This is a genomic window from Lactobacillus huangpiensis (genome assembly GCF_019972815.1).
GTDB lineage: Bacteria > Bacillota > Bacilli > Lactobacillales > Lactobacillaceae > Lactobacillus > Lactobacillus huangpiensis.
Genome location: NZ_BPPA01000003.1, coordinates 160,377 through 182,068 on the forward strand (window position 1 = coordinate 160,377; position 21,692 = coordinate 182,068).

The window sequence follows — 21,692 nt, forward strand, 5'->3', positions numbered from 1 at the left end:
TGTTAAAAAGACGCTAAAAATTACTTTTTGGCGTCTTTTAATATGTATATTTTAATTTATTTTCCTTCTCTTGCTTCAAAAAATTTACTGAAAAGAATTGTATCCAAAAACCAAAAAAGTAAATTGATTACAAGCATTAAAATTAGAGCTAAAGCCAAATCATCATTTGTTCCTGTGGTTTTTCCCATCATAAATCTAAATGGAAATGAAATTATTTGTAAGCCAATGTCACTGGCTTTGATTGCAAGCCAAGCAACTAAAATAATCACAAAAACTGCAATTATCTGAAAATAAGTTTTGCTGAGAGTTTGAGGAAGGAAATCCAAAAGAGCACGGCTGGAATAATTTAAAAAGCTAATAATGAAATAACCAAAAAATGCGCTAAGAATAGTCATCATAATTGCACCAAAGAAGTTAAACATAATTTCCAGGTCAACTTGTTGCAAATGCCTTCCAATATCAGCAAACATTTTGAGTATGCTGGTATGAAACTGACTGTCAAAGGTAAATGTCACAGCACTTAAAACAAGAGTACAAATTGTTTCTAGTATTACGAATAACAGCAAAGCTCCAAATGAACTTAAAATATTATCAAAATAGAGTTTTTTATCGTCAATTGGTACTAAGCGCCAAGTTTGATTGCCACTGACATGTTCATTTTGAAAACAGGTGGTTAAATAAAATATGCCAGTAAAAAGCCATGCTAATACTATAAAAATAGTCAGCCATAAGGTAAAGAAATTAGAAAAAATAGTTCTATTAATGTAATCATGATCGTTACTAAAATTAAAAAATGCCATCGCAAAAGAGGCAACTGTTTGAATAATTAACAATAGTGAAATCCATTTGGTTTTCAATCTGAAAAGCACCGTAAAATAGCGATTAAAAATTGCCATTATTCATCCTCTTCTCTTTGATAAAAACTCTCATAAAATTCCTCCACACTTTGATTATCAGCCCTAATTGCTTCAGTCGACTTTTGCATACAAACAGTTTTATTTTTAATAATAACAACTTCATCCAAAACTGCAGCGATTTCATTTACGAAATGATCTGAAACTAAAATAGTGGATTTTTCTTGCTTCCATAAAATTATCGATTTAATGATTTTTTTACGTGCCATAGCATCAATGCCGGAAAAGGGTTCATCTAAAAGATATAAATCTGTTTTTCTGGAAAAAGTTAAAGCAATAACTAGCTTCTCCTTCATACCTTTTGACATTTCAGACAAACGAAGATTAGAACTTAACTTCATAAATTCTCTTAATTCTTCAAATTGCTTCAGATTAAAATCATGGTATAAGATCTGATAAAACTTAACAATATCACTAATTCTTGTTGAATTAGCAAAGCCAGTTAAACTATCTGTGAAAGATAGATGTTCTTTTCTTTCAGCTTCTTTAGTAAAACCGGAAACTTTTACCATTCCACGATAGTTTTTAGCTACGCCACTAATTATTCGCATTAAAGTAGTTTTGCCCGCACCATTTTCGCCAAGAAGAGCAACGATTTTGCCTGGTTTGAGCGTTAAGTTTAAATTATTAATAATTCGTTTTTGATTTTTTCTATAAACCAGATCAGTTATTTCTAAGGAATTGCCCATTATTTACGCTCCTCTTTAAGATATTCAGATAAAGATTTGAGGATTTGTTCGTCAGATACTCCTAAAGAGTTCATACTCTGAACAAACTTATCCAGTTCAGCATTAATCAATTCCCTTTTAGTTTTCTCAAGTAAAGTAGTATCTTCAGTGACAAAATTGCCTTCACCCCTTTTGGTGTACAAAATGCCTTCAAAGTTCATTTGTTGTAAAGCACGTTGCACCGTATTGACGTTCACAGTTAATTGCACTGCTAGTTCACGTACGGAAGGAATTTTTTTACCGGGCTTTAATTTACCGGTAATTATTTGTCGATATAGGTATTGCTTAATTTGCAAGTAAATGGGAATGTTATCTTTAAATTCCACAAGTCCACCATCCTTTGGCCGTAATACACCTATAATACACTATCATAAACTAGATTGTTTTTTTCCGCAAACCTTTTAATTGTTGTAATAACCTGTTTTTTGTAAGAAATTACAAAATTGTAGAAGGAATTTTTTTCTTAATTGCTGACTTACTTACGTTCACTGGCTTCATAAAAATGATTGAATAAGAAAACGTTGCTGCCTAACAAAATAAGATTGCAAATTGTGGTTGACAAAATTGCAAAAGGTAAATCACTAGAATAAGCAAGTCCATAATTAGCTGGATTAAATACTGACAAAAGAATTTTGTAGACAAATATATGTTGAATTTTAAAAAAGAACCAGATCAGTACAAAAATTATGAATAAATGGAGTATCTTTACAAGTGCTCCATTAACGTTAGCGGGTACAAAATCTATTATGGACTGGCTAGCAAAGTTAAAGAAACTGATAACAAAATATAAAAAGAAACAACTTAAAATGGTTAAGACAATTGTACCAATTACAGTCCAGAAAACACTGTAATCAAAATTAGGATGCAGATCTATTAGGAAATTATGAAATCCTTGTTGGAAATCTTTATCAATCAAAAAAGATAAGAAAACAAGCATAATTGCAGCAACTACTTCAAGTGCAAGCATGTAAATAAAAGATACAAATGTACTTAAAATATTATCAAGATAAAACTGGCTGTCACTTATTCCAGCTAACCGCCAAGTTTGACTTCGATTAAATTTTTCACTTTGCAAAGGGGTTAAAATGAATACAAATAATATGACAAGAAAGGCTAAGATGACAAAATATAATGTCCATTCTGTTATCAGACCGACATTATTTTTTAGATTTTTTTGAATATGCCAATTTGTAACTTCATAATAAGTAAAAAAGGCACACGCTAATGCTGCTATTAATTGAAAAAAAAGTATAATGTGTAATTTTCTTGTTTTAATTTTAAAAAATCTCTTAAATAACCTGCTAAATTCCGTCATTTTGGACTCCTTATTTTTATTTTTGCTCGATGACAAATCTTCACTCATGTGAAATTGTTATTATGCCTCTATTTTTTATTCTGCTTCAAAGAAATGCTTAAATAAAAAGATATTAATAACGTACATTATCAAATTAACAACTACAACGATTACATTAAGATAGGGTAAAGTATTATTGTAAGCCGGATTTAAGTTTAAAAAATTCAAAAGGCTACCTAAAACTTGATCGACAAAAATTTTTTCTACTTTGGTAAAAAGCCAGGCTATTGCGATAACAATAAAAATATGTAATAGTTTGACAATTAAGCCGTTTGAAGCTACAGGAAGATAATCCATGATGGCTTTACTGGAAAAATTTAAAAAGCTGATCAATAACGAAATAAAAAAGCAACATAAAAGTAAGAGTAGCATGATATCAAAAATAGAACGAATTGTATTCAGTTCAAAATTTGGTCTAAATTGCTTAAGAATTCTTTCGCATGAATTACGAAAAGCGTTGTCTGTAAAAAATGAAACAGTCAGCAAGATACCAGCAACAATAAAGTTAAGAATAATAAAATAAACAAATGTTGCAAATGTGCTCAAGCTGTTAGCAATGTAAAATTTTTCGTCACTAATTGCAGTTAAACGCCAAGTTTGGCTATGGTTAATCTTTTCATTTTTAACAGTAATATAAATGAAAAAGAATATGATAAAAAAGACACCTAATAGACAAAAGCCCATTAACCAATCAGGTAAAAGCTCAGTATAAGAGTTTAAAAATTCACTTATCTTACCTGTCCCAATTAGCAGGCCAAAAACAGAAAATGCAAGGGCACCAATTGTTTGAATTATTAAAAATGAATAAACATTTTTTGCTTTTTCTACAAAGAATCTGCCAAACAAACTTTTAAATGAGGTCATACTCTTTCCTCCCTACTACAAAAATATTATAAAAACATTAGGATTTACTTCTCTTCTGCTTCAAAGAAATGATTGATTAAAAAGACGTTAATGCCAAGCATTATCAAATTAGCAACAAACATCATACCTACAACATATTCTAATCCCGCAAGATCAGTAGCTTTTAGTAAAAAAAGATTTACAAAAGAGTTTATCAATACTCTATAGAGCTTAACAAGCAGTCCCATTAATATGATAATGATGAATATACGAATAAAAGAAATTAAAATATGACTTGATGCTTGTGGTAAAAAACTTAAAATTGCCTGACTGGAAAAGTTGAGGAAACTAACCAAAAAATAAATAAAAAGAGAAGTTAGAATTACCAACAGTATGATACAAATAAAGGTAAGAAATGTGTCAGTATCTAAATTGAGTTCAAACCGCAGATTTTTGCCAAATTGGGGGTAAATTATTAATGACAAAAGGAAAAAACCAATTGCAATTAACAAATCTAAAAACACAAAATAAATTAATGAAACAAATGAACTTAAGATATTAGCAGCATAGAATTTGCCATCACTGATTGGTGCCAAACGCCATGTCTGACTTCTATTTAAGCGTTCATTCTGAACGACAGTTAAAATATATAAAATAGGTCCAAACAGGAAAGTAAAAGAAGCAAATAAGGCCATCCATCCTGGAAAAAATTCAAGGTTATTGTTCAAATTTAAGTGAAACCTGCCAGAATAAAAACTAAAATAAGTAAAAAAAGCTGATGCCAGAGAACTAATAAATTGCAAAACAACTATGAGATGAACAATTTTGACTTTTCTTTTAAAAAATCTGCCAAATAAATGGTTAAACATGACCATTATTCATCCTCCGCATCGTATAAGCCTTCATAGTAGTCTTCAACACTCTTATGATGTTCTCGTATCTCTTCAGTTGATTTATGAGCATAAATGGTTTTATCTTTGATAATGACAATTTCATCCAGCATACTGGCAATTTCGTTCACAAAGTGATCTGAAACTAGAATAGTAGAATTTTCTGGCTTCCATAAAATAATTGAGTTAATAATTTTTTTACGAGCCATTGCGTCAATACCTGAAAATGGCTCATCTAATAAATAGAGATCCACTTTACGTGAGAATGCAAGTGCAATAATCAACTTTTCTTTCATTCCCTTGGACATTTCTGATAAACGCATTTCTGAATCCAATTTCATAAATTGACGAAGTTGCTCAAATTGTTTCGTGTCGAAATCCTGAAAAATAATCTCATAAAATTTGACAATTTCTTGAATTTTGGTCGAGTTCCCAAAACCTGTTAGACTATCAGTAAATGAAAGGCGAGCCTTTCTTTCGGCTACTTTATTCTCTCCAAAGATATTTACTGTTCCACGATAGTTTTTAGCAATACCACTAATTACTCGCATAAGGGTAGTTTTACCTGCACCGTTTTCACCTAAAAGGGCTACTATTTTACCCGGTTGCAAATTTAAATTTATATTATCTAAAATTGTCTTTAAGTTTTTCTTGTAAGTTAAATCTCTAATTTCTAAAAGATTTTCCATATTAATACTCCTACTTCAAATGATTAGCAACAATTAAATTGATTTGTCCAGATGAAATTCCAAAACTTCTCATGTTCTGAACAAACTTACGTTGTTCAGCAACGATGATGTCTTTTTTTATTTTCTTTAATAATTTTTTATCGTTTGTGACATAATTACCCTCTCCCCTTTTAGTAACCAGAAGACCGGAATTAATCATTTGTCTAAGCGCTTTTTGAATAGTATTAACATTCACTGTTAACTGTGCTGCTAAATTACGTACAGAAGGTATCCTCTGATTCGGCTCAAGTTTGCCATTAATGATTTGTCGACATAAGTATTCTTTTATTTGTATGTATATCGGCAGATTGTCTTTAAAATTCATAATTCTTTTCCAACTGTATTACATTTATAATACACTATAATATTACAATAAACTTAAAAGTTATGCAATTAATTACTTAAAATCTTTTTCTCCGAAAGATTAAATAGCCGGCAATCACAAAAATAAGAATATAGATTAGACTACCAATTAAAAGCTCTTGATTGTTCAGGTGGGTAGTTAAAACATACATGCCATAATTACCAAACTGCCTAGTCAAGTCCACCATATTAAAAGGGTTCCATTTCATAATGTTCACCAGTTTGCCTCCGTTCATTAGGTCTGAAGAAATGCTTTGACCCATGAATGTAATTAGAAGGCTTGCTGTAATTACAATTGCACTACTATTAATTAGACACGAGAGTAAAAAAACAATAGCAATAATTAACATTGTAGTTACTAAATCTATTAGAGAAGCAGTTACCATGTTTAGCCATACCGGCTGATGATATAGATATGACGCTGACCAGTTAACTTGATAATTAAATATGGTATATTGCAAACAAATTGTATAAAAAAGAGCTAGCAGATGCAGAAAAACATTGTATAAGAATAAAACAATATATTTTGATAAGTAAACATATATTTTATTAGCAGACTTATATAAAAGTGTCAAAATCGTATTGTTTTGAAATTCCATTGAAAAATACGTGGCACCTACTATCACTAAGATAAACATTATAAAATCAGAAGAATCAAAAGTTAATGTTAAAATTAGCTTTTTACTTTCATCTGCTAAAGCGAAACCGGTAATAAGCATTAGAAAAAATAATATGATAGCTGCGATCCAAGTAATTTTGCGGTGCACTAATTTATATAATTCCTGCTTAATACTATAAATCATTTTAGTGATCTCCTCTCTTTATACTCGTCGATGTTTGAATAGATAATATCCTAGAACCATAAAAACTATGCCGTAAATGATATTGGCTATAATTAGTTCAAGACTTGATAAATTCGATTTTAAGCTAAGGCTTGAATTTGATAATTGCTGGGAAATAAAAATCATATTTAAAAAGTTCCATTTAATAGTACTTATAAAATGGGGAAAGGTTTGCATTAATCCTTTGGAAAAGCTGGCACCAAAAAATGCTAGTACAATTCCAAAACAAACTACTACAGCATTATTTTTAACCAGCATAGTGAGCATAAAAGATAAGCCAATGCTAAAAAAAGAATAAATCAATGCTCCTGCCAGGTTAGTTACCAGATCATTTAAAAGATTATTACCATTTTTGTTAACTAACCAATCATATCTGACATTATTAAAGAACATGCTTAAAATCAAGGTAAGTAAAAATGCAATCACTGTTAGGAGAAAACTATAGACTAAGACAACCAAAAACTTGGAAAAGTAAATTTGAAACTTGCTTGAAGTCTTATACTCCAGCATGATAACCGTGTTATTCTTGTATTCCATTGAAAAAATTGCAGAGGCTACGGTAATAACTATTAAAGGAATCCACTCATTTGCACCAAATCCGTAGCCAAGGGATTGGCGCGTAATAGGATTAGTAAAAAAGTTGTAAATCATTGTTACAATGAGAATAATCAGACCATACAGAGCAATGTTTTCATGCCTGAATTTATAGATTTCCTGTTTAAAGCTTATAAGCATTTTGTCTAGCCTCTTTTCTTTTCCAAGACATCAACTACAATTCGTTCAAGGTTGGCTTCAAGCGGCAAAATTTCTTTTAAGTGAACACCTTCGTTAAATAGCAGATCTTCTATTTTGTATATGTCGTTTTGACTTACTATCAAATAATTTTCATTTTCTGTAAATGTGATCTGGTAAGCAGCAAAAATCTTTTTTGCAAGTCTATTATTTTCAGTAGTCAAATGGTATTTTTGGTGACTAATTTTTTCAAATTCTTTGACCTCTTTATTCAATATAATTTGTCCTCCGGAGATTAAGACAACTCTCGTCATTACTTTTTGTAATTCACTTAAAATATGACTTGAAATTAAAAAAGCTGTTCCTTGATCAGAATATCTTTTGATTAATTTTCTTACTCGAATCGTTGATTCAATGTCAAGTCCGTTCATTGGTTCATCAAGAATTACAACTTGGGGCTGATTTAATAAGGCGATGACTATGCCTAATTTTTGCTTCATCCCTAGTGAATATCCTTTAGCTTTATTATTAATATATGAATCCATTTGTAATTCAGAAATCAAGTTTGCCATATCTTTTTGATCATGAGCATAAAGGGTCAAATTCTGCATTCCAGTAAGAAATGGGTAAATTGCTGGATGTTCAATTAATGCTCCAACCTTTGTTAAAGCATGATGGTCATTTTCAGACACATTTTTGCCACTGACCTCTATTTTTCCTTTAAATTTCATTAACCCTAAAATGGTTTTCATAATAGTTGTTTTTCCAGCTCCATTTGGGCCTATTAGACCTATTATTTCACCAGCTTTAACATCAAAAGTAGCATTATTAACTAGCACTGTCTTACCCACATAAGTGCAAACATTATCAACTTGTAATGCAATAGAACTTCGCATGATCACTCATACTTTCTCTTATATTATAATAGTGAACTATTTTTCTAATACACTAATATAATAAAATAAATAATCAACTTTTGCAAGGAGTCTTTTGCCTTTTGTCTTAGAAAAATTTAAGTGTTCCACAAATTATCAATATAAAATTTTAAAAAGAAAAAAGGCACATAAAACCATTTTTGATAATGATCCTATGTACCTAAATTTAAATTTCTATTAATTGTGCATAATTTTACTAACTTTTTAGAAGTTAAATTTTCTCCATCAGAACAAGATTTAAGCTTTTAATTATTTTAATAAGAAATAATAAAAACAGTCGTTTTTGTTTCACTATTTATTGCTATTTGCATTCAACTCTATCATTTTAATCATTACATCTACTGCTTTCGCCATAGATTCAAGCACGGTATATTCAAAGCGTCCGTGCATATTTTCTTGTCCGGAAAAAAGATCTGGACAAGGTAGACCTCTGTAAGTTAAAAGTGAACCATCAGTGCCACCTCTGACAGGGTCCTCGTTGATCGTAAGTCCTTCAGCCTCATATGCTTTTCTAGCTAAGTTAACAATTTCCATATGGTCTTTTAGCACATCAGCCATGTTATAATACTGATCCCTCATTTCGAGTTTAATTCTTTCGGTGCCAAATTCCTTATTCATTTGGTTAACGATTGTTTTAACCTTATTTTTGCGATTTTCAAGACCGTCTCTTTCAAAGTCACGAACAATGTATTCCATTTGCGCATTGTCAACCGTACCAGCAAAATGGGTTAAATGGTAAAATCCTTCTCGTCCAGCTGTTTTTTCAGGAACCTCATTTTGCGGAAGCTGATTTTGAAAGTTAATACCAATCTGAATTGCATTAATCATTTGATCTTTTGCCACAGATGGATGAACATTAACCCCTTGAATATCAAGGGTAAAGGTTGCAGCAGAAAAGGTACCCCAATCTAACTTACCCGGAGCACCACCATCAACTGTAAAAGCGAAGTCCGCTCCAAATTCATCAATATCAAAATGCTGTGCGCCCATTCCAATCTCTTCATCAGGAGTAAAGCCAAAGCGAATTTTACCGTGTTTTATTTCTGGATGATCTAATAAGTATTCTGCTACAGTAACAAGCTCTGCTACTCCACACTTATCATCGCCGCCAAGAAGTGTGTCTCCGGAAGCTGTAATAATAGTTTGTCCCGCATATTTTTTCAAATTTGGAAATTCGGCAGGATCTAAATAAAACTGTGAATCACCCAACTGAATTTTAGATTTCCCATCATAATTCTCGTGAACCTGTGGTCTGACATTTTCAGCATTAAAATCAGCAGTATCACAATGAGCTAAAAGTCCCATTACTGGAACATCATAATCAACATTTGCCGGTATTTCAGCAATGACGCAGCCTGATTTTTGATTATAATGCACATCAGATAAACCCAATTTTTCCAGGTCAGGCAGAATATATTCTTTTTGAAAAATTTCTTGTCGCTTTGTCGAAGGAAAACGATCAGAGTGCTCATCAGAGCGTGAATTAACTTTGACATATTTTAAAAATCTAGGTAATAAATTTGGATATTTCATTGTCTCTCCTTAATTAAAATAAATCTTGAAATGGGTTTGTAGAAACTTTTGATTCTGTGACATCAACATCCCATGAATTTTCTTTGTTCCATTTAAGCAACTTTTGAAAAATTTTTTGTTTAAATATTTTTTCAGTATAGTGCCCTGGATCAACTACTGTCAAACCTGCTGAAATCATATCATGTCCCGTATGGTAGTATACATCGCCTGTGATAAATGCATCTATTTTTTCTTCTACTGCTTGATGCCAATATTTTCCGCCGTCACCACAAATAAAGCAGACAGAAGAAATCAGTTGCTCATTATCAGCAGTAATTAATCTTACCATTTTTACGTGCATTTTGTCTTTAACATAATAAGCAAATTCCCTAGCAGAAAGAGGCTGGGCTAGTCTACCCTTACGCCCTATAGCTATGCCATCTTCATCAGAACAAAATGGTTCAATATCTTTTAATCCCAGTTCTTCAGCTTGCCAGTCGCTTGATCCATCTTCTGCTTTATCAGAATTAGTATGAATAGAATAGACGGTAATTCCATGAGCAATAATTTTGCCATACATCGCATATTGGGGATTAGCAAAATCAAGATTTTGAGCTGGACGAAACATTAACGGATGATGACTAATGATTAAATTTGCCCCTTTTTGTATAGCTTCGTCAACTACCTGCGGTCTGACATCTAAAGTAGTTAGAACCTTGGTCACTTTTTGCTTCATCGAGCCGATTTGAAGACCAACTGGATCACCTTTACTAGCTATTTCTTTTGGAAAATGTTGCTGTAAAACAGCTATTATATCTTCTACTTTAGTCATTTATTTCTTCCTCGATCATTTTTATTTCTGACTCAATTTTGTGCATATAGACCAAATCTTTTTCTTTAGCCTTATTTAAATTAAGCAGTAATTTCTTGTGATATGCAAGTTGACCTCGCCATTTTTGATAAAAAACTTCATTTTTTTCTGTTAAGATTTCTGGACCAAAAAATAATTCTTTTTCTGTCAATTTGACAATTTTATTAGTTTTTTCTGCCTTAATTAGTTCGTATGTGTGTCCTGCTTCAGCAATAATTTTTTCTCTTTTTATTTGATAATTATGATTCATTAACCAGTTTCGGACACCGGGCTCACCTATATTTGGCTCAAGGATTAAAGTTTTGAAAATAGAATCTTTTAGCCAAGCATCATTTAAAATCTGCGTTATTAACTTGCCGCCCATTCCGGCAATAATTACTGTATCAATTTGATCAGCAGAATTAATAGTATCAAGTCCTGCCCCAAGCCTAGTTTCAATATTCCCATCTAAACCAGCAGCTGCTATGTCTTTTTTCGCATTCTCCAATGGTCCAGCTGCAACATCACTAGCAATAGCAAACTGAATCTTATTTTCTTTCACTAGTTGAATTGGTAAATAGGCATGATCTGTACCAATATCTGCAATGCGTGCACTCTGGTCAACCATTTGTGCCAATGAGTTCAATCTTAAGTTCATTTATATCCTACTTTCTTCATAATAAAATTTTAGCATAATGAATTTTTATTAGATAAAGATAAAATAACGATTTTAAATACTTTTTTTATTAGCTTCTAAATCGATCTTACGATCAAACATGCTTGCTTCATCTGTAGATATATGATGAGCAACCTCGATTACTGTTCCGGAAAATTCTTTTAAAAAAGTAGCGTGAATTCTTCGAGATAATTTTGTGTCCAATGAGGAAGTAGCTTCGTCTGCTAACAAAATTTGCCTTTTCTTGAGTAATGCGCGGGCAATTTCTATGCGCTGATTTTGTCCTCCTGACAAATTTTTGCCTCCAAGACCAACTTGATACTGATATCCTTTTTTTCTTACCAGTTCTTCTAGGCCTGCTTTAGAAACGGCCCTATTCAGTTCTTGTTTGGTAGCCTTTTGTCCTAAAGTAATATTGTATTCAATCGTGTCATTTAAAATAAAAGGTTGTTGATTGATTAAAGCAAATAGTTCATGGTCTTTATTCCAATTACCACTAGCCTTTTCTCCATTTATCAGGTAAGAGCCTAAATCCAGCTTATATTTTCCTATCAAAACTTTGAGCAAAGTTGATTTTCCCCAACCTGAAGGAGCCTGTAATAATATTTTTTCCCCCTTTTTGATTACCAAATTTACTTTTTGAAAAATAGTTTGTTTATCAAAATAGATTGTGGCATTACTTAAACTCAAATTATTGAAAACAGGGATTGAACTATTATCGCTTGCTTGTCTTTTATACTTTTGTATTTTTATAAATTTAGTCCAAATGGGAGTGGTCGTTTTAATATCATTAACGCACATAAAAATATTAACTATCGGATTCACGAAATTATTCGATAGCTGCACAATCATCATAAAAGTACTCAAAGTAATATTTCCTATAGTTATCAAATAAACTCCAACACTAAATGGAATAATCATGCCAAAACAATATGCGGCAAAAGAGGTTAATTCGTTTGCAATGCCCTTGGATAAATTCGTTGATTGTAAGGCGTCCTCCATTTTGCGAGCGCTTTTTAGTAAGCGCTTAGCAATAGAATTTTCTGAATTATATAAAGAAAAAATGGTTGTGCCGTTAATCGTTTCCGTAACGGTAGCGGTATAATTACTATTTGCCCTTTCCCATTTTTTAGAATTAGCAGAAATTTTTTTACCGGCAAAATTTTGAACTAAGGCTGGAATTATTGCTGCAATAAAAAAGACCAAAGAAATAAACCAAGATGTAATCACTGCAGTGATAATAGCAGTCAAAAATTTTAAGATGTAATTAAAAATTTTTAATTCGGCAACAACTTTACTAGTCTCAATTTGTTTAAGGTCGTTTGTCATAAATGAAGTATCAAGTTTAGCTTGATCATTAATATTAACGATATGATCAGTTGCTATCTCTTTGATTTTGACGTTAATATCATGGATCAAATTTAAAAAGGAATACTGAAAAAGTATTCCAATTATACTGAAAATAATTAATCCGCTAATGGCGAATAAAGTTAATCCGAGCAAATTTCCCGTAGGCTTTTGAGCATAGGAAATGAATACTTTTAATAGATAAGCTAAAAATACTGACTGAAATGAATCAAGAATTGAAATAATTAGAAAAAGAAAAAGTTTCCATTTCTTTGCATATTTGATAGCCATGTTATCCTCCTAAAACTTAAAACAGTATTACAAGTATAATGGAACAAATTAATAAATGCCACAAAATCCCTAGTATAATTTTAATTTGCCGGCAAAAAAGTGAGAAAAATTTTCTTTTTCTTTCTAAATTGCTATTTTATAATTGATAATAAGATTTAAAAGAAAGAGATTTTTGACTTAATGGATAGAACTGAACCAGTTACTTTGACAAATATGTGCATGATTAAAAAAAACGATAATATCTTAGTTTTAGATCGTAATGACCCCTATTGGCCAGGATTGACTTTTCCGGGTGGTCATGTGGAAAATCACGAATCTTTTTATGACTCAGTAGTGCGCGAGGTTAAGGAGGAAACAAATTTAGATATTAAAAATCCGCGTCTTTGTGGAATTAAACAATTTTATGATGAAAACGACCACCGCTATCTTGTCTTTTTTTATATTGCCACTAAATTCACCGGTAAAGTCAAGGCCTCAAGAGAAGGTAAATTAACCTGGATGACTAAAGAAGAACTTTTCAAACATAAATTAGCATATAATTTTGACAGGGATCTATTAGTTTACTTTAACCCAAATATTGATGAACATATATTAGATGGTGAGCGAGACGAATTATTCTGAGGAGTATACAAATGCTGTCGGAAAAAGGAATTAAGCGTTGGCACCTTGGACAAATAATTGTTCAAGAAATTTTGCTTATTGTGGCACTTGTGCTATTTTTCAAAATCAACCCCCTAACCAAGAGTAGACTTGGAGCAGTAGTAGTTCTGCCGGTTTTATTCATACTGGTTCTATTGCAAGTAACCCTTTTATGCGAAAAACATCCTGAAAGAAAGTTAGTTCAATTTAATCATTATTTCCAGTCAGTGAATATATTATTGTGCTTTTTTGCACTACTCAGTTTGGGAGCAGCATTTATCAAAGTTTTTAATAAGAAGAATGCGATCTTTTTATTAATTCCCCTTACATTATACGAACTCATTATGCTTGTTCCGATGGGAGAACTGGCATGGGGCAAAATAAAGAATCCTATTGGGCAGATCATAACTTTATTGTTGTTTGAAATTTTGATTGTTTCAATACCTGAAATTTTAACCATGTATAGCCATTCCTGGCTTCAAGTTCTCAACAACACAGGAATTACAGGTAGCATTTGTTTTATCATTACCTCAATCATCGTTATGAAAAACTGGCATTATCAAAATCCGGGTTTGAGGATAAGCTCAAGGGCAAAGTATTCAATTCTTGAGTTTATATTTATTTTTATTGTTGCTGACTGTTTAATTAATGCTTTTAATGATGCAAATAATTTAGGACAATTGCTAACTCGCTGGGATTTTCATATAACAACTAAACACCCAGCTCAATATATTTTTCAGGGTATAGAAGCTGGTGTTGCTGAAGAATGGCTAATGCGTTTTTGTATTTTGAGTATACTACTTAAAAAATTTAAGAATTCTAAAAATCAAGTTTTATGGGCAGTATTACTGGATGGTTTGATTTTCGGATCAATTCATCTTACTAACGCGGTGGTGCAACCACTCTCTGCCACGATTTTACAAATGATTAATGCTTTTGCTGCTGGGATTGCTTTTTCAGCAATTTATTTATATACTGGGTCCTTTTTCGTAAATATTGTTTATCATGCAGTTTACGATATACTAGCCTTTTTAGCAGCTGGCACTACAGTTATGACAGTACCTCGTGTTTTTGACTGGCAATATCTCTTTATTACCACTTTGATCTATTTGGCTTTTGCTTTCTTCTTATTATCAGGTAAGCGAAAAAGTGTTATCGAATATAATTTGGAACAAAATAAATTAGCAGATAATCATGGTGTTTATGGATTATCTTTCAAATAATAAAAAAGCATGATTTAAAAAAATCATACTTTTTTTATCTTATTAATCTAAGAAATCACGTAATTGATTTGATCTGCTTGGATGCCGTAATTTCCGTAAAGCTTTAGCTTCAATTTGACGAATACGCTCTCGGGTAACTCCAAATACTTTGCCAACTTCTTCAAGCGTTCTAGTTCGGCCATCATCAAGTCCAAAACGTAAGCGAAGAACATTTTCTTCACGGTCTGTTAAGGTGTCGAGCACTTCTTCTAATTGCTCTTTGAGCATTTCATAAGAAGCATGTTGTTCTGGACTAGTTGCATCCTTATCCTTAATAAAATCTCCTAAATGTGAATCATCTTCTTCACCAATTGGAGTTTCCAAGGATACCGGCTCTTGAGCTATCTTTAAGATATCACGAACTTTAGACGTAGGCATGTCCATTTCTGCTCCTATTTCTTCTGGAGTTGGTTCACGTCCTAAGTCTTGCAGTAATTGTCTTTGGATCCTGATTAACTTATTAATAGTTTCTACCATGTGAACTGGAATTCTAATGGTTCTTGCCTGGTCGGCAATCGCACGAGTTATTGCCTGCCTGATCCACCAAGTTGCATAGGTTGAAAACTTGAAACCTAAGCTGTAATCAAATTTATCAACGGCTTTCATCAGACCCATATTTCCTTCTTGAATGAGATCAAGAAAAGACATCCCACGGCCTACATAACGTTTGGCAATAGAAACAACTAAACGCAAGTTGGCTTCTGCCAGCTCCTGCTTAGCTTCTTCATCACCTTTTTCAATCCTTTTTGCTAAAGAAATTTCCTGATCTGCATTCAGTAGGGGTACCCGACCGATTTCTTTCAGATACATTCTAACAGGATCGTTCATTCTAACGCTTGAAGGTGCTGACATATCTTTTAATTCAGCTTTTTCAACATCTTTTTGCTTTTTCAAGGCTAATCTCGAGGGATTCCCTTTTTCATCAACAATACTGATGCCGTTATCCTCAAATTCTTGAACTAATTGGTCAACTGCTTTTCCCTGTAGTTTATAGGGCTTAATCAATTGAGCAACAAATTCTTTTTCCGTAATAGATTTATCTTTTTTAACATCTTTAACAACCTTTTTTACCATCTTGTCTAAAGATAATTTTTCGTTGCTAGCTGCTTTTTCCTTATCTGCCACAATAAGCCCCCCTTTAACCCTGAATTCTTTTTAACTGTAAAATTTTACGAGTAATATCTAATATTTCCTCTGTGTCAGTTTTTCGTTTTGCATCTTGTAAATCATTCATTAAATGTTGCAGTTCAATATTAATTTTGCGCATATTTAATGCGTTTATTTGCTCATCAATTTCGCGGTCTGAAAAATCCTGGGGCATGTTTGTCATTTCAGCATTAACTATTATACCTTGAAGTTCCCTTGGAATAAAATCTAAGAAACTATTAACTGTTGGATTTTCTTCATTTTCACTAAAATTTAACCATAATTCCGCTAATTTTTGAAATTCTGAGTCTGGGAACAGGAATTGATGGGATAATAGATATTCACGAGCATGTTTTGAATGAATAAATAAATATAATAAGCGAGTTTGAATAGGATCGCTAGCTTCCTGCTTTTGAACGTTATCAACTAGTGGATTTGAATAATTATAGGATTCACTTTGTTCTGGAGCAGGATAACCTTGATGCCTTTTTGCTTTATTTTGTTGCCTGCGGTATTTTGTCAAATTCACTTTAAGTGAATCTTGTGCCACTCCTTGTTCCTTGGCAATTTTGTTTAAATATAAATCTTGTTCAACTGGATTAGACAACTGAGCTATTTCTTTCATGGCATCATCTAAGTACGCTAATTTTTCCCTGTCATTTGCGAGATTATATTTCTGTTTTAACCTTTTCAAGAAAAAATCTGTTGGTGTCAAAGCACCTTTTACTTCGTCCTTGTATTTTTCAATACCATATTTTTTCACAAATTCATCAGGGTCAAGTTTTTCAGGCAAAACAACAATTCCTAAGTTAAAGCCTCCAATTTGGTTGAACATTCTTGTTGCCCGTTCTTCGGCATGTACTCCCGGATCATCGCCGTCATAATTGATAATGATATTTTTAGTAATCCTGCGCAACATATATACTTGTTGATCCGTCAAACTGGTTCCCATTGAAGCAATGCCAGACTTTATTCCGGCTTTATATGCTGCAATTACATCCATGTATCCTTCATACAAAATCAAATGCTTTTCACTTCGGACTGCCTTTTTTGCTTCAGCAAAATGGAACAGAGTCTTTGATTTAGTAAATACTTCGGTCTCAGGACTATTGATATATTTAGCTTCAGTTTTATCATTAGAAAGTCTTCTTCCAGAAAACCCGACCACATAGTCCCCCTCATTACTAAGCGGAAACATTAATCGTTCCCTAAAGCGATCAAATAATTCTCCATTTTGAGATTGAACAAACAAACCACTTTTTACCAAGTCCTCATCTTTAAAATCTTTTTCTCTCAGATAAGTCAAGAGTAAATTGTTTTGTTTGGGAGCATAACCAATTCGAAAATGACTGATAATGTCATGGTCAAGACCACGCTTTTTTGCATAATTATACCCGGGCTTTCCCGCATTAGTAGAAACTAATACTCGATGATAAAAGTCAGCCGCTTCTTCATTTATTTTGATGAGAACATTAGAAAATTTGGGCTTTTGACTGGAATATTCTCCAATGTCAATATGAGCAAAATCTGCTGCTTTTTGAACACTTTCCGGAAAAGTTAAATTTTCCTTATACATAAGAAATGAAAAAACATTGCCACCTTTACCGCAACCAAAGCACTTAAAAAATTGTTTTCCTTCGCTAACAGTGAATGAAGGCGTTTTTTCTTCATGAAAAGGACAGAGTCCGACATAGTCTTTGCCCTTCTTTTCAAGTGAAACATACTGACTTATGACATTGACAATATTGACATTATTACGAACTTTAGCAATTGTTTCTTCAGGTATAAGACCAGCCATCTTTCCACCTACTTTTATTTAATAACTAATTTGCTTAGATCACCAAGTCGTTTTGCAAGTTGAGCTACCTCATTAAGCTGGGCTAAGCGGTTATTTTTAATAGCCTTATTCTTATCCATTATCATATTTGTCTCAAAGTAAATATCAATGACAGGTTGCAGCTTTACAAAACCATCATAAAGTTCTGCTAGATCACTTACTTTACTTAATTTCTTTACACCATCAGCAAGTTCAGTTTCAGTATTATTGTCAAACATTTCTCGTTTTACAACATTCTGCCCCTTGTACTTAGCTTTTTGCAAAATATTGTTTATTCTGATTAAGCTTTCAACAACTGGTTTGAATTTATCATCATCATGGTGTAATTGCAAAACTTTTGCTGCAGACAAAATTTGGATGGGATCTTGTTGACTTGAAGCCAGAACTGCATCAATGATGTCATATTTATAGTTATTTTTCTGTAAATACTGTTTAATACGATCACGAATAAAGGATGAAATTTCCTCTTCCTGTTCAGCTTTTTTAGGCAGTTTAGCTGGTGTCTTATTTTCAAGAGCTGAAACAATTTCCGGTAACATTTCATTAAATGGTAATGACCATTTTTGGTTTAACAATATTCGTACAATGCCATAAGCATAACGACGTAGAGCATATGGATCATTTGATGAACTAGGAATCATGCCAACTGCAAAGAAAGTAATAATTGTATCTAATTTATCAGCAACAGATAATAATGAACCCACTGTTGTGTTAGGCAATTCACCTTCAGAAGTGGTCGGCATATAATGCTCTTCAATAGCATCAGCAACATCATCCTTTTCACCTGCTAATTTTGCGTAGTGTCTGCCCATTACTCCTTGAAGTTCAGCAAATTCTCCCACCATTTGAGTAACTAAATCAAACTTATACAATTCGCTGGCACGGTCAAAGTCTTTAACAACCTGTTCATCAAGTTGCCATTTGTTAGCTAAAAAATCACCTATAATGCGGACGCGCTTCATTTTTTCAGACATTGATCCAATTTTATCGTGAAACGAAACGTTATCAAGTTTTTGAACAAAATGGCTCAGAGGATATTTACGATCCTCATCGTAAAAGAATTGTGCATCATCCAGACGTGCTACTAGAACTTTTTCATTTCCTGAAACAACATTTTCCAGGTAATCTTTATTACCATTACGTACAGCTACGAAATGATTAATCAATTTGCCATTTTGATCATAAACTTCAAAATAACGTTGATTATCCTTCATGGAAGTTATTAATACTTCTTTAGGCATTTCCAAATACTTTTTGTCAAAAGAACCGGTGAAAACTGTAGGATATTCAACCAGATTTGTTACTTCTTCAAGTAAACTTTTATCTGGCTTAATTTGCCAATTATTCTTTTTTACTAACTTATTCATTTGGTCAACTATCATTTTGCGACGTTTTGTTGCATCAACAATTACAAATTGATCTTTTAAAGCGTCTTCATAGTCGCTGCTATTAGCCAAAACCACACTATCGCCCAGGAAACGATGACCTTCTGTCTTTCTTCCCGCCGTAATATCGAGGATTTTGACAGGTACTACTTCGTTACCATAAAGTGATACCAGCCAATGAATAGGACGAACAAATTCAAAATCATTAGAGTCCCACCGCATCTTGGTTGGAAAAGTCATAGCTTTAACGATATCACTCATTCCTAAAAGAATATCAGTTGTTTTTTTACCTTCTTTTTGGACATGCACATAAGCATATTCGGTACCTTTTAATTCTTCAAAGTAAATATCATCAGTAGTCATTCCCTGACCACGGGCAAATCCTTGAGCAGCTTTAGTCCAATTTTTATCCTGATCCAAAGCAATTTTTTTGGCAGGTCCTTTTTTAATTTCATCAATATCAGCTTGTTTTTCAGAAAGCTCTTCTACTAGAACTGTTAATCTCCGAGGCGTAGAGAAGGTTTTAATACACTTAAATTTAAGTTTATTTTCTTTCAGAAATTTTTCGGTTCTTTCAGCTAATTGCTTAACGCTCTTTCCCACCACATGAGCTGGCATTTCTTCAATGCCAATTTCAAATAAATAATCTTTAGCCATTTTCAAGTCCCGCCTTCTTATCTTCTGCACTTTTCAATAAAGGAAAACCCCTTTTTTCACGCTCTTCTACAAAGCATACTGCTACCTCATGTGCTAATTTCCTAATTCTAGCTAAATATCCTGCTCGTTCAGTAACCGACACAGCTCCTCGAGCATCAAGCAAATTAAATGTATGGGAACATTTCAAAATATAGTCATAAGCCGGTTGTACTAAATTCAACCTAATTAATTCTTGAGCTGTTCTTTCGTATACGTCAAAAAATTTTAATAGATCTTCTTGATTAGATTCATCAAAGGCATATTTAGAGTTTTCATATTCAGCTTCTTTAAAAATGTCACTGTATAAAACGCCATCACCCCATTCAAGATCGAAAACAGAATTAACATCTTGAATATAGGAAGCCAGTCGTTCAACCCCATAGGTAATTTCACTCATTGTTGGCTTAACATCAAGTTCACCAACAGTTTGAAAGTAAGTAAACTGACTTACTTCCATACCGTCAAGCCATACTTCCCAGCCAACTCCAGCACAGCCCATTGAAGGATTTTCCCAGTTGTCTTCGACAAAGCGAATATCGTGTTCCAATGGATTTATTCCTAATTCTTTCAAACTATCCAGATAATATTGCTGGATCTTTTCTGGAGCAGGTTTAATTACTACTTGAAATTGATGGTGCTGAAACAAGCGATTAGGGTTATCTCCATACCTACCATCAGCCGGACGCCTTGAGGGTTCTACATAGCAAGCTGCCCATGGTTCCGGACCAACAGCTCGCAAAAAGGTGTATGGACTCATAGTTCCTGCTCCCTTTTCAACATCATAAGAAGGCATTACCATGCATCCTTTCGAAGACCAAAACTTCTCTAGTTTAAAAATCATATCTTGAATATTTAATTTTTTCTGTGCCATTTTTATTTCCTTCCTGCATAAGACCATAAAAAAAGCCTATGCAAAACATGCATAGGGACGAGATTTAGTCGCGGTTCCACCCTAATTCAGGAAATAAATTCCTGCTCTTAATTAATTTAGCTAGAGGTGCCTTTTCCCAGATGCTCTCACACTCCCAGCACTCGCTTAACTGGTACTTTTTTTATCCTCATTATAGCCAAAACATATTATTATTTTATCATAAAATGCATGTGATCTGAAGGGCTAGTCAGTTAATTTCAATTCGTCCAAAAACTTTTTAGTTTTGAGGTTGAGATCAATTGTTTCCTGATAAATACGGTCAATTGCTCTGCGTGTAGCTTTTTTAGTAGGAGATTTAATTTTAATATCACCTAACTTGTTAAATGGAAGTAAAAAGATAGTTCTCAAAACAGCTGTTTCTTTCGGTTTTAAATGTAGACGACCTGGATCAGCATAAAAATGCTTACTGCACAGGATGCCGCCATTTTTGATTGAGTAGTCAAACTCTCCCTGCTTTTCACCACAGATCACACAGCTTCTCAGCTCTGGTTCAACACCATAAGCCGCTAGTAATTGCATTTGTACTATTTGAGTTATCATTTCGGGATCGGTTCCAAAATTAATTTTTTGCAAAGCAAATTTTGCAAGATCGTAATACCTGCCTAAATCCTGATATTCAATAAATGCGTGATCGATTAAGTCAAGAATAAAAGAAGCATACGCATTTTTTATTAAATCATCATATAATCCATCAAATTGTTTTACATTCTTGTAAGTCCTTAAAGTACTTAAACCGTGCCCAGATGAATAAATGACATAGGTTCCATACGAAAAATTCAGTAATGAAGCAC

General features: G+C 32.8%; 22 protein-coding genes. 2 read left to right on the forward strand and 20 right to left on the reverse strand.

Going from position 1 to position 21,692, the window contains the following annotated elements; genetic code table 11:
• Positions 1-56: 56 nt before the first annotated feature.
• From LDM90_RS03970 to LDM90_RS04040, 15 genes are all read right to left on the reverse strand, one after another.
• Entirely contained in the window at positions 57-896 is an 840-nt protein-coding gene (locus tag LDM90_RS03970) for a hypothetical protein (protein ID WP_223896561.1), read from the reverse strand.
• Positions 896-1,603 (reverse strand): ABC transporter ATP-binding protein, encoded by a 708-nt coding sequence (locus LDM90_RS03975; RefSeq protein WP_223896560.1) that lies wholly within the window; start codon positions 1,601-1,603, stop codon positions 896-898. The genes LDM90_RS03970 and LDM90_RS03975 overlap by 1 nt, the downstream gene beginning before the upstream one ends.
• On the reverse strand, positions 1,603-1,968 hold the full coding sequence (locus LDM90_RS03980; RefSeq protein ID WP_198211836.1) for a GntR family transcriptional regulator: 366 nt from the start codon (positions 1,966-1,968) through the stop codon (positions 1,603-1,605). Before LDM90_RS03980 ends, LDM90_RS03975 begins: the two co-directional genes overlap by 1 nt.
• 149 nt (positions 1,969-2,117) lie before the next feature.
• Entirely contained in the window at positions 2,118-3,005 is an 888-nt protein-coding gene (locus LDM90_RS03985; RefSeq protein ID WP_223898694.1) for a hypothetical protein, read from the reverse strand.
• Between the two features lie 27 nt (positions 3,006-3,032).
• Positions 3,033-3,860, reverse strand: coding sequence for a hypothetical protein (locus LDM90_RS03990; RefSeq protein WP_223896558.1), 828 nt, complete (start codon positions 3,858-3,860; stop codon positions 3,033-3,035).
• A 44-nt stretch (positions 3,861-3,904) separates the two neighbouring features.
• Entirely contained in the window at positions 3,905-4,714 is an 810-nt protein-coding gene (locus tag LDM90_RS03995; RefSeq protein WP_198211839.1) for a hypothetical protein, read from the reverse strand.
• Complete coding sequence (locus LDM90_RS04000) at positions 4,714-5,418, reverse strand: ABC transporter ATP-binding protein (protein WP_223896557.1); 705 nt, start codon at positions 5,416-5,418, stop codon at positions 4,714-4,716. Before LDM90_RS04000 ends, LDM90_RS03995 begins: the two co-directional genes overlap by 1 nt.
• A gap of 10 nt (positions 5,419-5,428) precedes the next feature.
• Positions 5,429-5,782 (reverse strand): GntR family transcriptional regulator, encoded by a 354-nt coding sequence (locus tag LDM90_RS04005; protein ID WP_034979815.1) that lies wholly within the window; start codon positions 5,780-5,782, stop codon positions 5,429-5,431.
• Between the two features lie 76 nt (positions 5,783-5,858).
• Positions 5,859-6,623: an ABC transporter permease gene (locus tag LDM90_RS04010; RefSeq protein ID WP_198211843.1), complete on the reverse strand. Its 765-nt coding sequence runs from the start codon at positions 6,621-6,623 to the stop codon at positions 5,859-5,861.
• An 18-nt stretch (positions 6,624-6,641) separates the two neighbouring features.
• Positions 6,642-7,397, reverse strand: coding sequence for a DUF2705 family protein (locus LDM90_RS04015; protein ID WP_223896556.1), 756 nt, complete (start codon positions 7,395-7,397; stop codon positions 6,642-6,644).
• Between the two features lie 5 nt (positions 7,398-7,402).
• Positions 7,403-8,290, reverse strand: coding sequence for an ABC transporter ATP-binding protein (locus tag LDM90_RS04020; RefSeq protein ID WP_223896637.1), 888 nt, complete (start codon positions 8,288-8,290; stop codon positions 7,403-7,405).
• Positions 8,291-8,620: 330 nt separating this feature from the next.
• Positions 8,621-9,862: a peptidase T gene (gene pepT, locus LDM90_RS04025; RefSeq protein WP_223896555.1), complete on the reverse strand. Its 1,242-nt coding sequence runs from the start codon at positions 9,860-9,862 to the stop codon at positions 8,621-8,623.
• 13 nt (positions 9,863-9,875) lie between these two features.
• The gene (locus tag LDM90_RS04030) at positions 9,876-10,673 is read right to left on the reverse strand and encodes a Nif3-like dinuclear metal center hexameric protein (protein WP_223896554.1); all 798 of its coding nucleotides are present in this window, start codon (positions 10,671-10,673) and stop codon (positions 9,876-9,878) included.
• Positions 10,666-11,349 (reverse strand): tRNA (adenine(22)-N(1))-methyltransferase, encoded by a 684-nt coding sequence (locus tag LDM90_RS04035; RefSeq protein WP_034979800.1) that lies wholly within the window; start codon positions 11,347-11,349, stop codon positions 10,666-10,668. Before LDM90_RS04035 ends, LDM90_RS04030 begins: the two co-directional genes overlap by 8 nt.
• A gap of 72 nt (positions 11,350-11,421) precedes the next feature.
• Complete coding sequence (locus tag LDM90_RS04040; RefSeq protein WP_223896553.1) at positions 11,422-13,005, reverse strand: ATP-binding cassette domain-containing protein; 1,584 nt, start codon at positions 13,003-13,005, stop codon at positions 11,422-11,424.
• Between the two features lie 180 nt (positions 13,006-13,185).
• Here LDM90_RS04040 and LDM90_RS04045 point away from each other — a divergent pair, with 180 nt between their 5' ends.
• Together LDM90_RS04045 and LDM90_RS04050 are read left to right on the forward strand one after the other, a co-directional pair.
• On the forward strand, positions 13,186-13,626 hold the full coding sequence (locus LDM90_RS04045) for an 8-oxo-dGTP diphosphatase (protein WP_034979797.1): 441 nt from the start codon (positions 13,186-13,188) through the stop codon (positions 13,624-13,626).
• Positions 13,627-13,637: 11 nt separating this feature from the next.
• Complete coding sequence (locus LDM90_RS04050; protein WP_223896552.1) at positions 13,638-14,867, forward strand: CPBP family intramembrane glutamic endopeptidase; 1,230 nt, start codon at positions 13,638-13,640, stop codon at positions 14,865-14,867.
• 42 nt (positions 14,868-14,909) lie between these two features.
• Here LDM90_RS04050 and rpoD read toward each other — a convergent pair whose 3' ends face one another.
• From rpoD to recO, 5 genes are all read right to left on the reverse strand, one after another.
• The gene (gene rpoD / locus LDM90_RS04055) at positions 14,910-16,031 is read right to left on the reverse strand and encodes an RNA polymerase sigma factor RpoD (protein ID WP_034979792.1); all 1,122 of its coding nucleotides are present in this window, start codon (positions 16,029-16,031) and stop codon (positions 14,910-14,912) included.
• 13 nt (positions 16,032-16,044) lie between these two features.
• Positions 16,045-17,850, reverse strand: a complete 1,806-nt coding sequence (dnaG, locus tag LDM90_RS04060) for a DNA primase (RefSeq protein WP_223896551.1) — start codon at positions 17,848-17,850, stop codon at positions 16,045-16,047.
• Between the two features lie 14 nt (positions 17,851-17,864).
• Positions 17,865-19,931 (reverse strand): glycine--tRNA ligase subunit beta, encoded by a 2,067-nt coding sequence (gene glyS, locus LDM90_RS04065; RefSeq protein WP_223896550.1) that lies wholly within the window; start codon positions 19,929-19,931, stop codon positions 17,865-17,867.
• Positions 19,924-20,841 carry a glycine--tRNA ligase subunit alpha gene (glyQ, locus tag LDM90_RS04070; protein WP_223896549.1) on the reverse strand — a complete coding sequence of 306 codons (918 nt, stop codon included), beginning with the start codon at positions 20,839-20,841 and terminating at the stop codon, positions 19,924-19,926. The genes glyS and glyQ overlap by 8 nt, the downstream gene beginning before the upstream one ends.
• Positions 20,842-21,084: 243 nt before the next feature.
• Positions 21,085-21,692: DNA repair protein RecO (gene recO, locus LDM90_RS04075; protein WP_223898695.1), on the reverse strand; the 608-nt coding region annotated here is incomplete at its 5' end.

What these genes read in the sequence shown, in the direction of transcription:
- LDM90_RS04010 (WP_198211843.1), bottom strand. Translation starts at nt 6,623, where the DNA reads ATGATTTATAGTATTAAGCAGGAATTATATAAATTAGTGCACCGCAAA.
- LDM90_RS04000 (WP_223896557.1), bottom strand. Translation starts at nt 5,418, where the DNA reads ATGGAAAATCTTTTAGAAATTAGAGATTTAACTTACAAGAAAAACTTA.
- LDM90_RS04035 (WP_034979800.1), bottom strand. Translation starts at nt 11,349, where the DNA reads ATGAACTTAAGATTGAACTCATTGGCACAAATGGTTGACCAGAGTGCA.
- LDM90_RS03995 (WP_198211839.1), bottom strand. Translation starts at nt 4,714, where the DNA reads ATGGTCATGTTTAACCATTTATTTGGCAGATTTTTTAAAAGAAAAGTC.
- LDM90_RS04015 (WP_223896556.1), bottom strand. Translation starts at nt 7,397, where the DNA reads ATGCTTATAAGCTTTAAACAGGAAATCTATAAATTCAGGCATGAAAAC.
- glyQ (WP_223896549.1), bottom strand. Translation starts at nt 20,841, where the DNA reads ATGGCACAGAAAAAATTAAATATTCAAGATATGATTTTTAAACTAGAG.
- LDM90_RS04050 (WP_223896552.1), top strand. Translation starts at nt 13,638, where the DNA reads ATGCTGTCGGAAAAAGGAATTAAGCGTTGGCACCTTGGACAAATAATT.
- LDM90_RS04020 (WP_223896637.1), bottom strand. Translation starts at nt 8,290, where the DNA reads ATGCGAAGTTCTATTGCATTACAAGTTGATAATGTTTGCACTTATGTG.
- LDM90_RS04040 (WP_223896553.1), bottom strand. Translation starts at nt 13,005, where the DNA reads ATGGCTATCAAATATGCAAAGAAATGGAAACTTTTTCTTTTTCTAATT.
- LDM90_RS03985 (WP_223898694.1), bottom strand. Translation starts at nt 3,005, where the DNA reads ATGAGTGAAGATTTGTCATCGAGCAAAAATAAAAATAAGGAGTCCAAA.
- LDM90_RS03990 (WP_223896558.1), bottom strand. Translation starts at nt 3,860, where the DNA reads ATGACCTCATTTAAAAGTTTGTTTGGCAGATTCTTTGTAGAAAAAGCA.
- LDM90_RS04005 (WP_034979815.1), bottom strand. Translation starts at nt 5,782, where the DNA reads ATGAATTTTAAAGACAATCTGCCGATATACATACAAATAAAAGAATAC.
- pepT (WP_223896555.1), bottom strand. Translation starts at nt 9,862, where the DNA reads ATGAAATATCCAAATTTATTACCTAGATTTTTAAAATATGTCAAAGTT.
- LDM90_RS04045 (WP_034979797.1), top strand. Translation starts at nt 13,186, where the DNA reads ATGGATAGAACTGAACCAGTTACTTTGACAAATATGTGCATGATTAAA.
- LDM90_RS03970 (WP_223896561.1), bottom strand. Translation starts at nt 896, where the DNA reads ATGGCAATTTTTAATCGCTATTTTACGGTGCTTTTCAGATTGAAAACC.
- glyS (WP_223896550.1), bottom strand. Translation starts at nt 19,931, where the DNA reads ATGGCTAAAGATTATTTATTTGAAATTGGCATTGAAGAAATGCCAGCT.
- LDM90_RS04030 (WP_223896554.1), bottom strand. Translation starts at nt 10,673, where the DNA reads ATGACTAAAGTAGAAGATATAATAGCTGTTTTACAGCAACATTTTCCA.
- dnaG (WP_223896551.1), bottom strand. Translation starts at nt 17,850, where the DNA reads ATGGCTGGTCTTATACCTGAAGAAACAATTGCTAAAGTTCGTAATAAT.
- LDM90_RS03975 (WP_223896560.1), bottom strand. Translation starts at nt 1,603, where the DNA reads ATGGGCAATTCCTTAGAAATAACTGATCTGGTTTATAGAAAAAATCAA.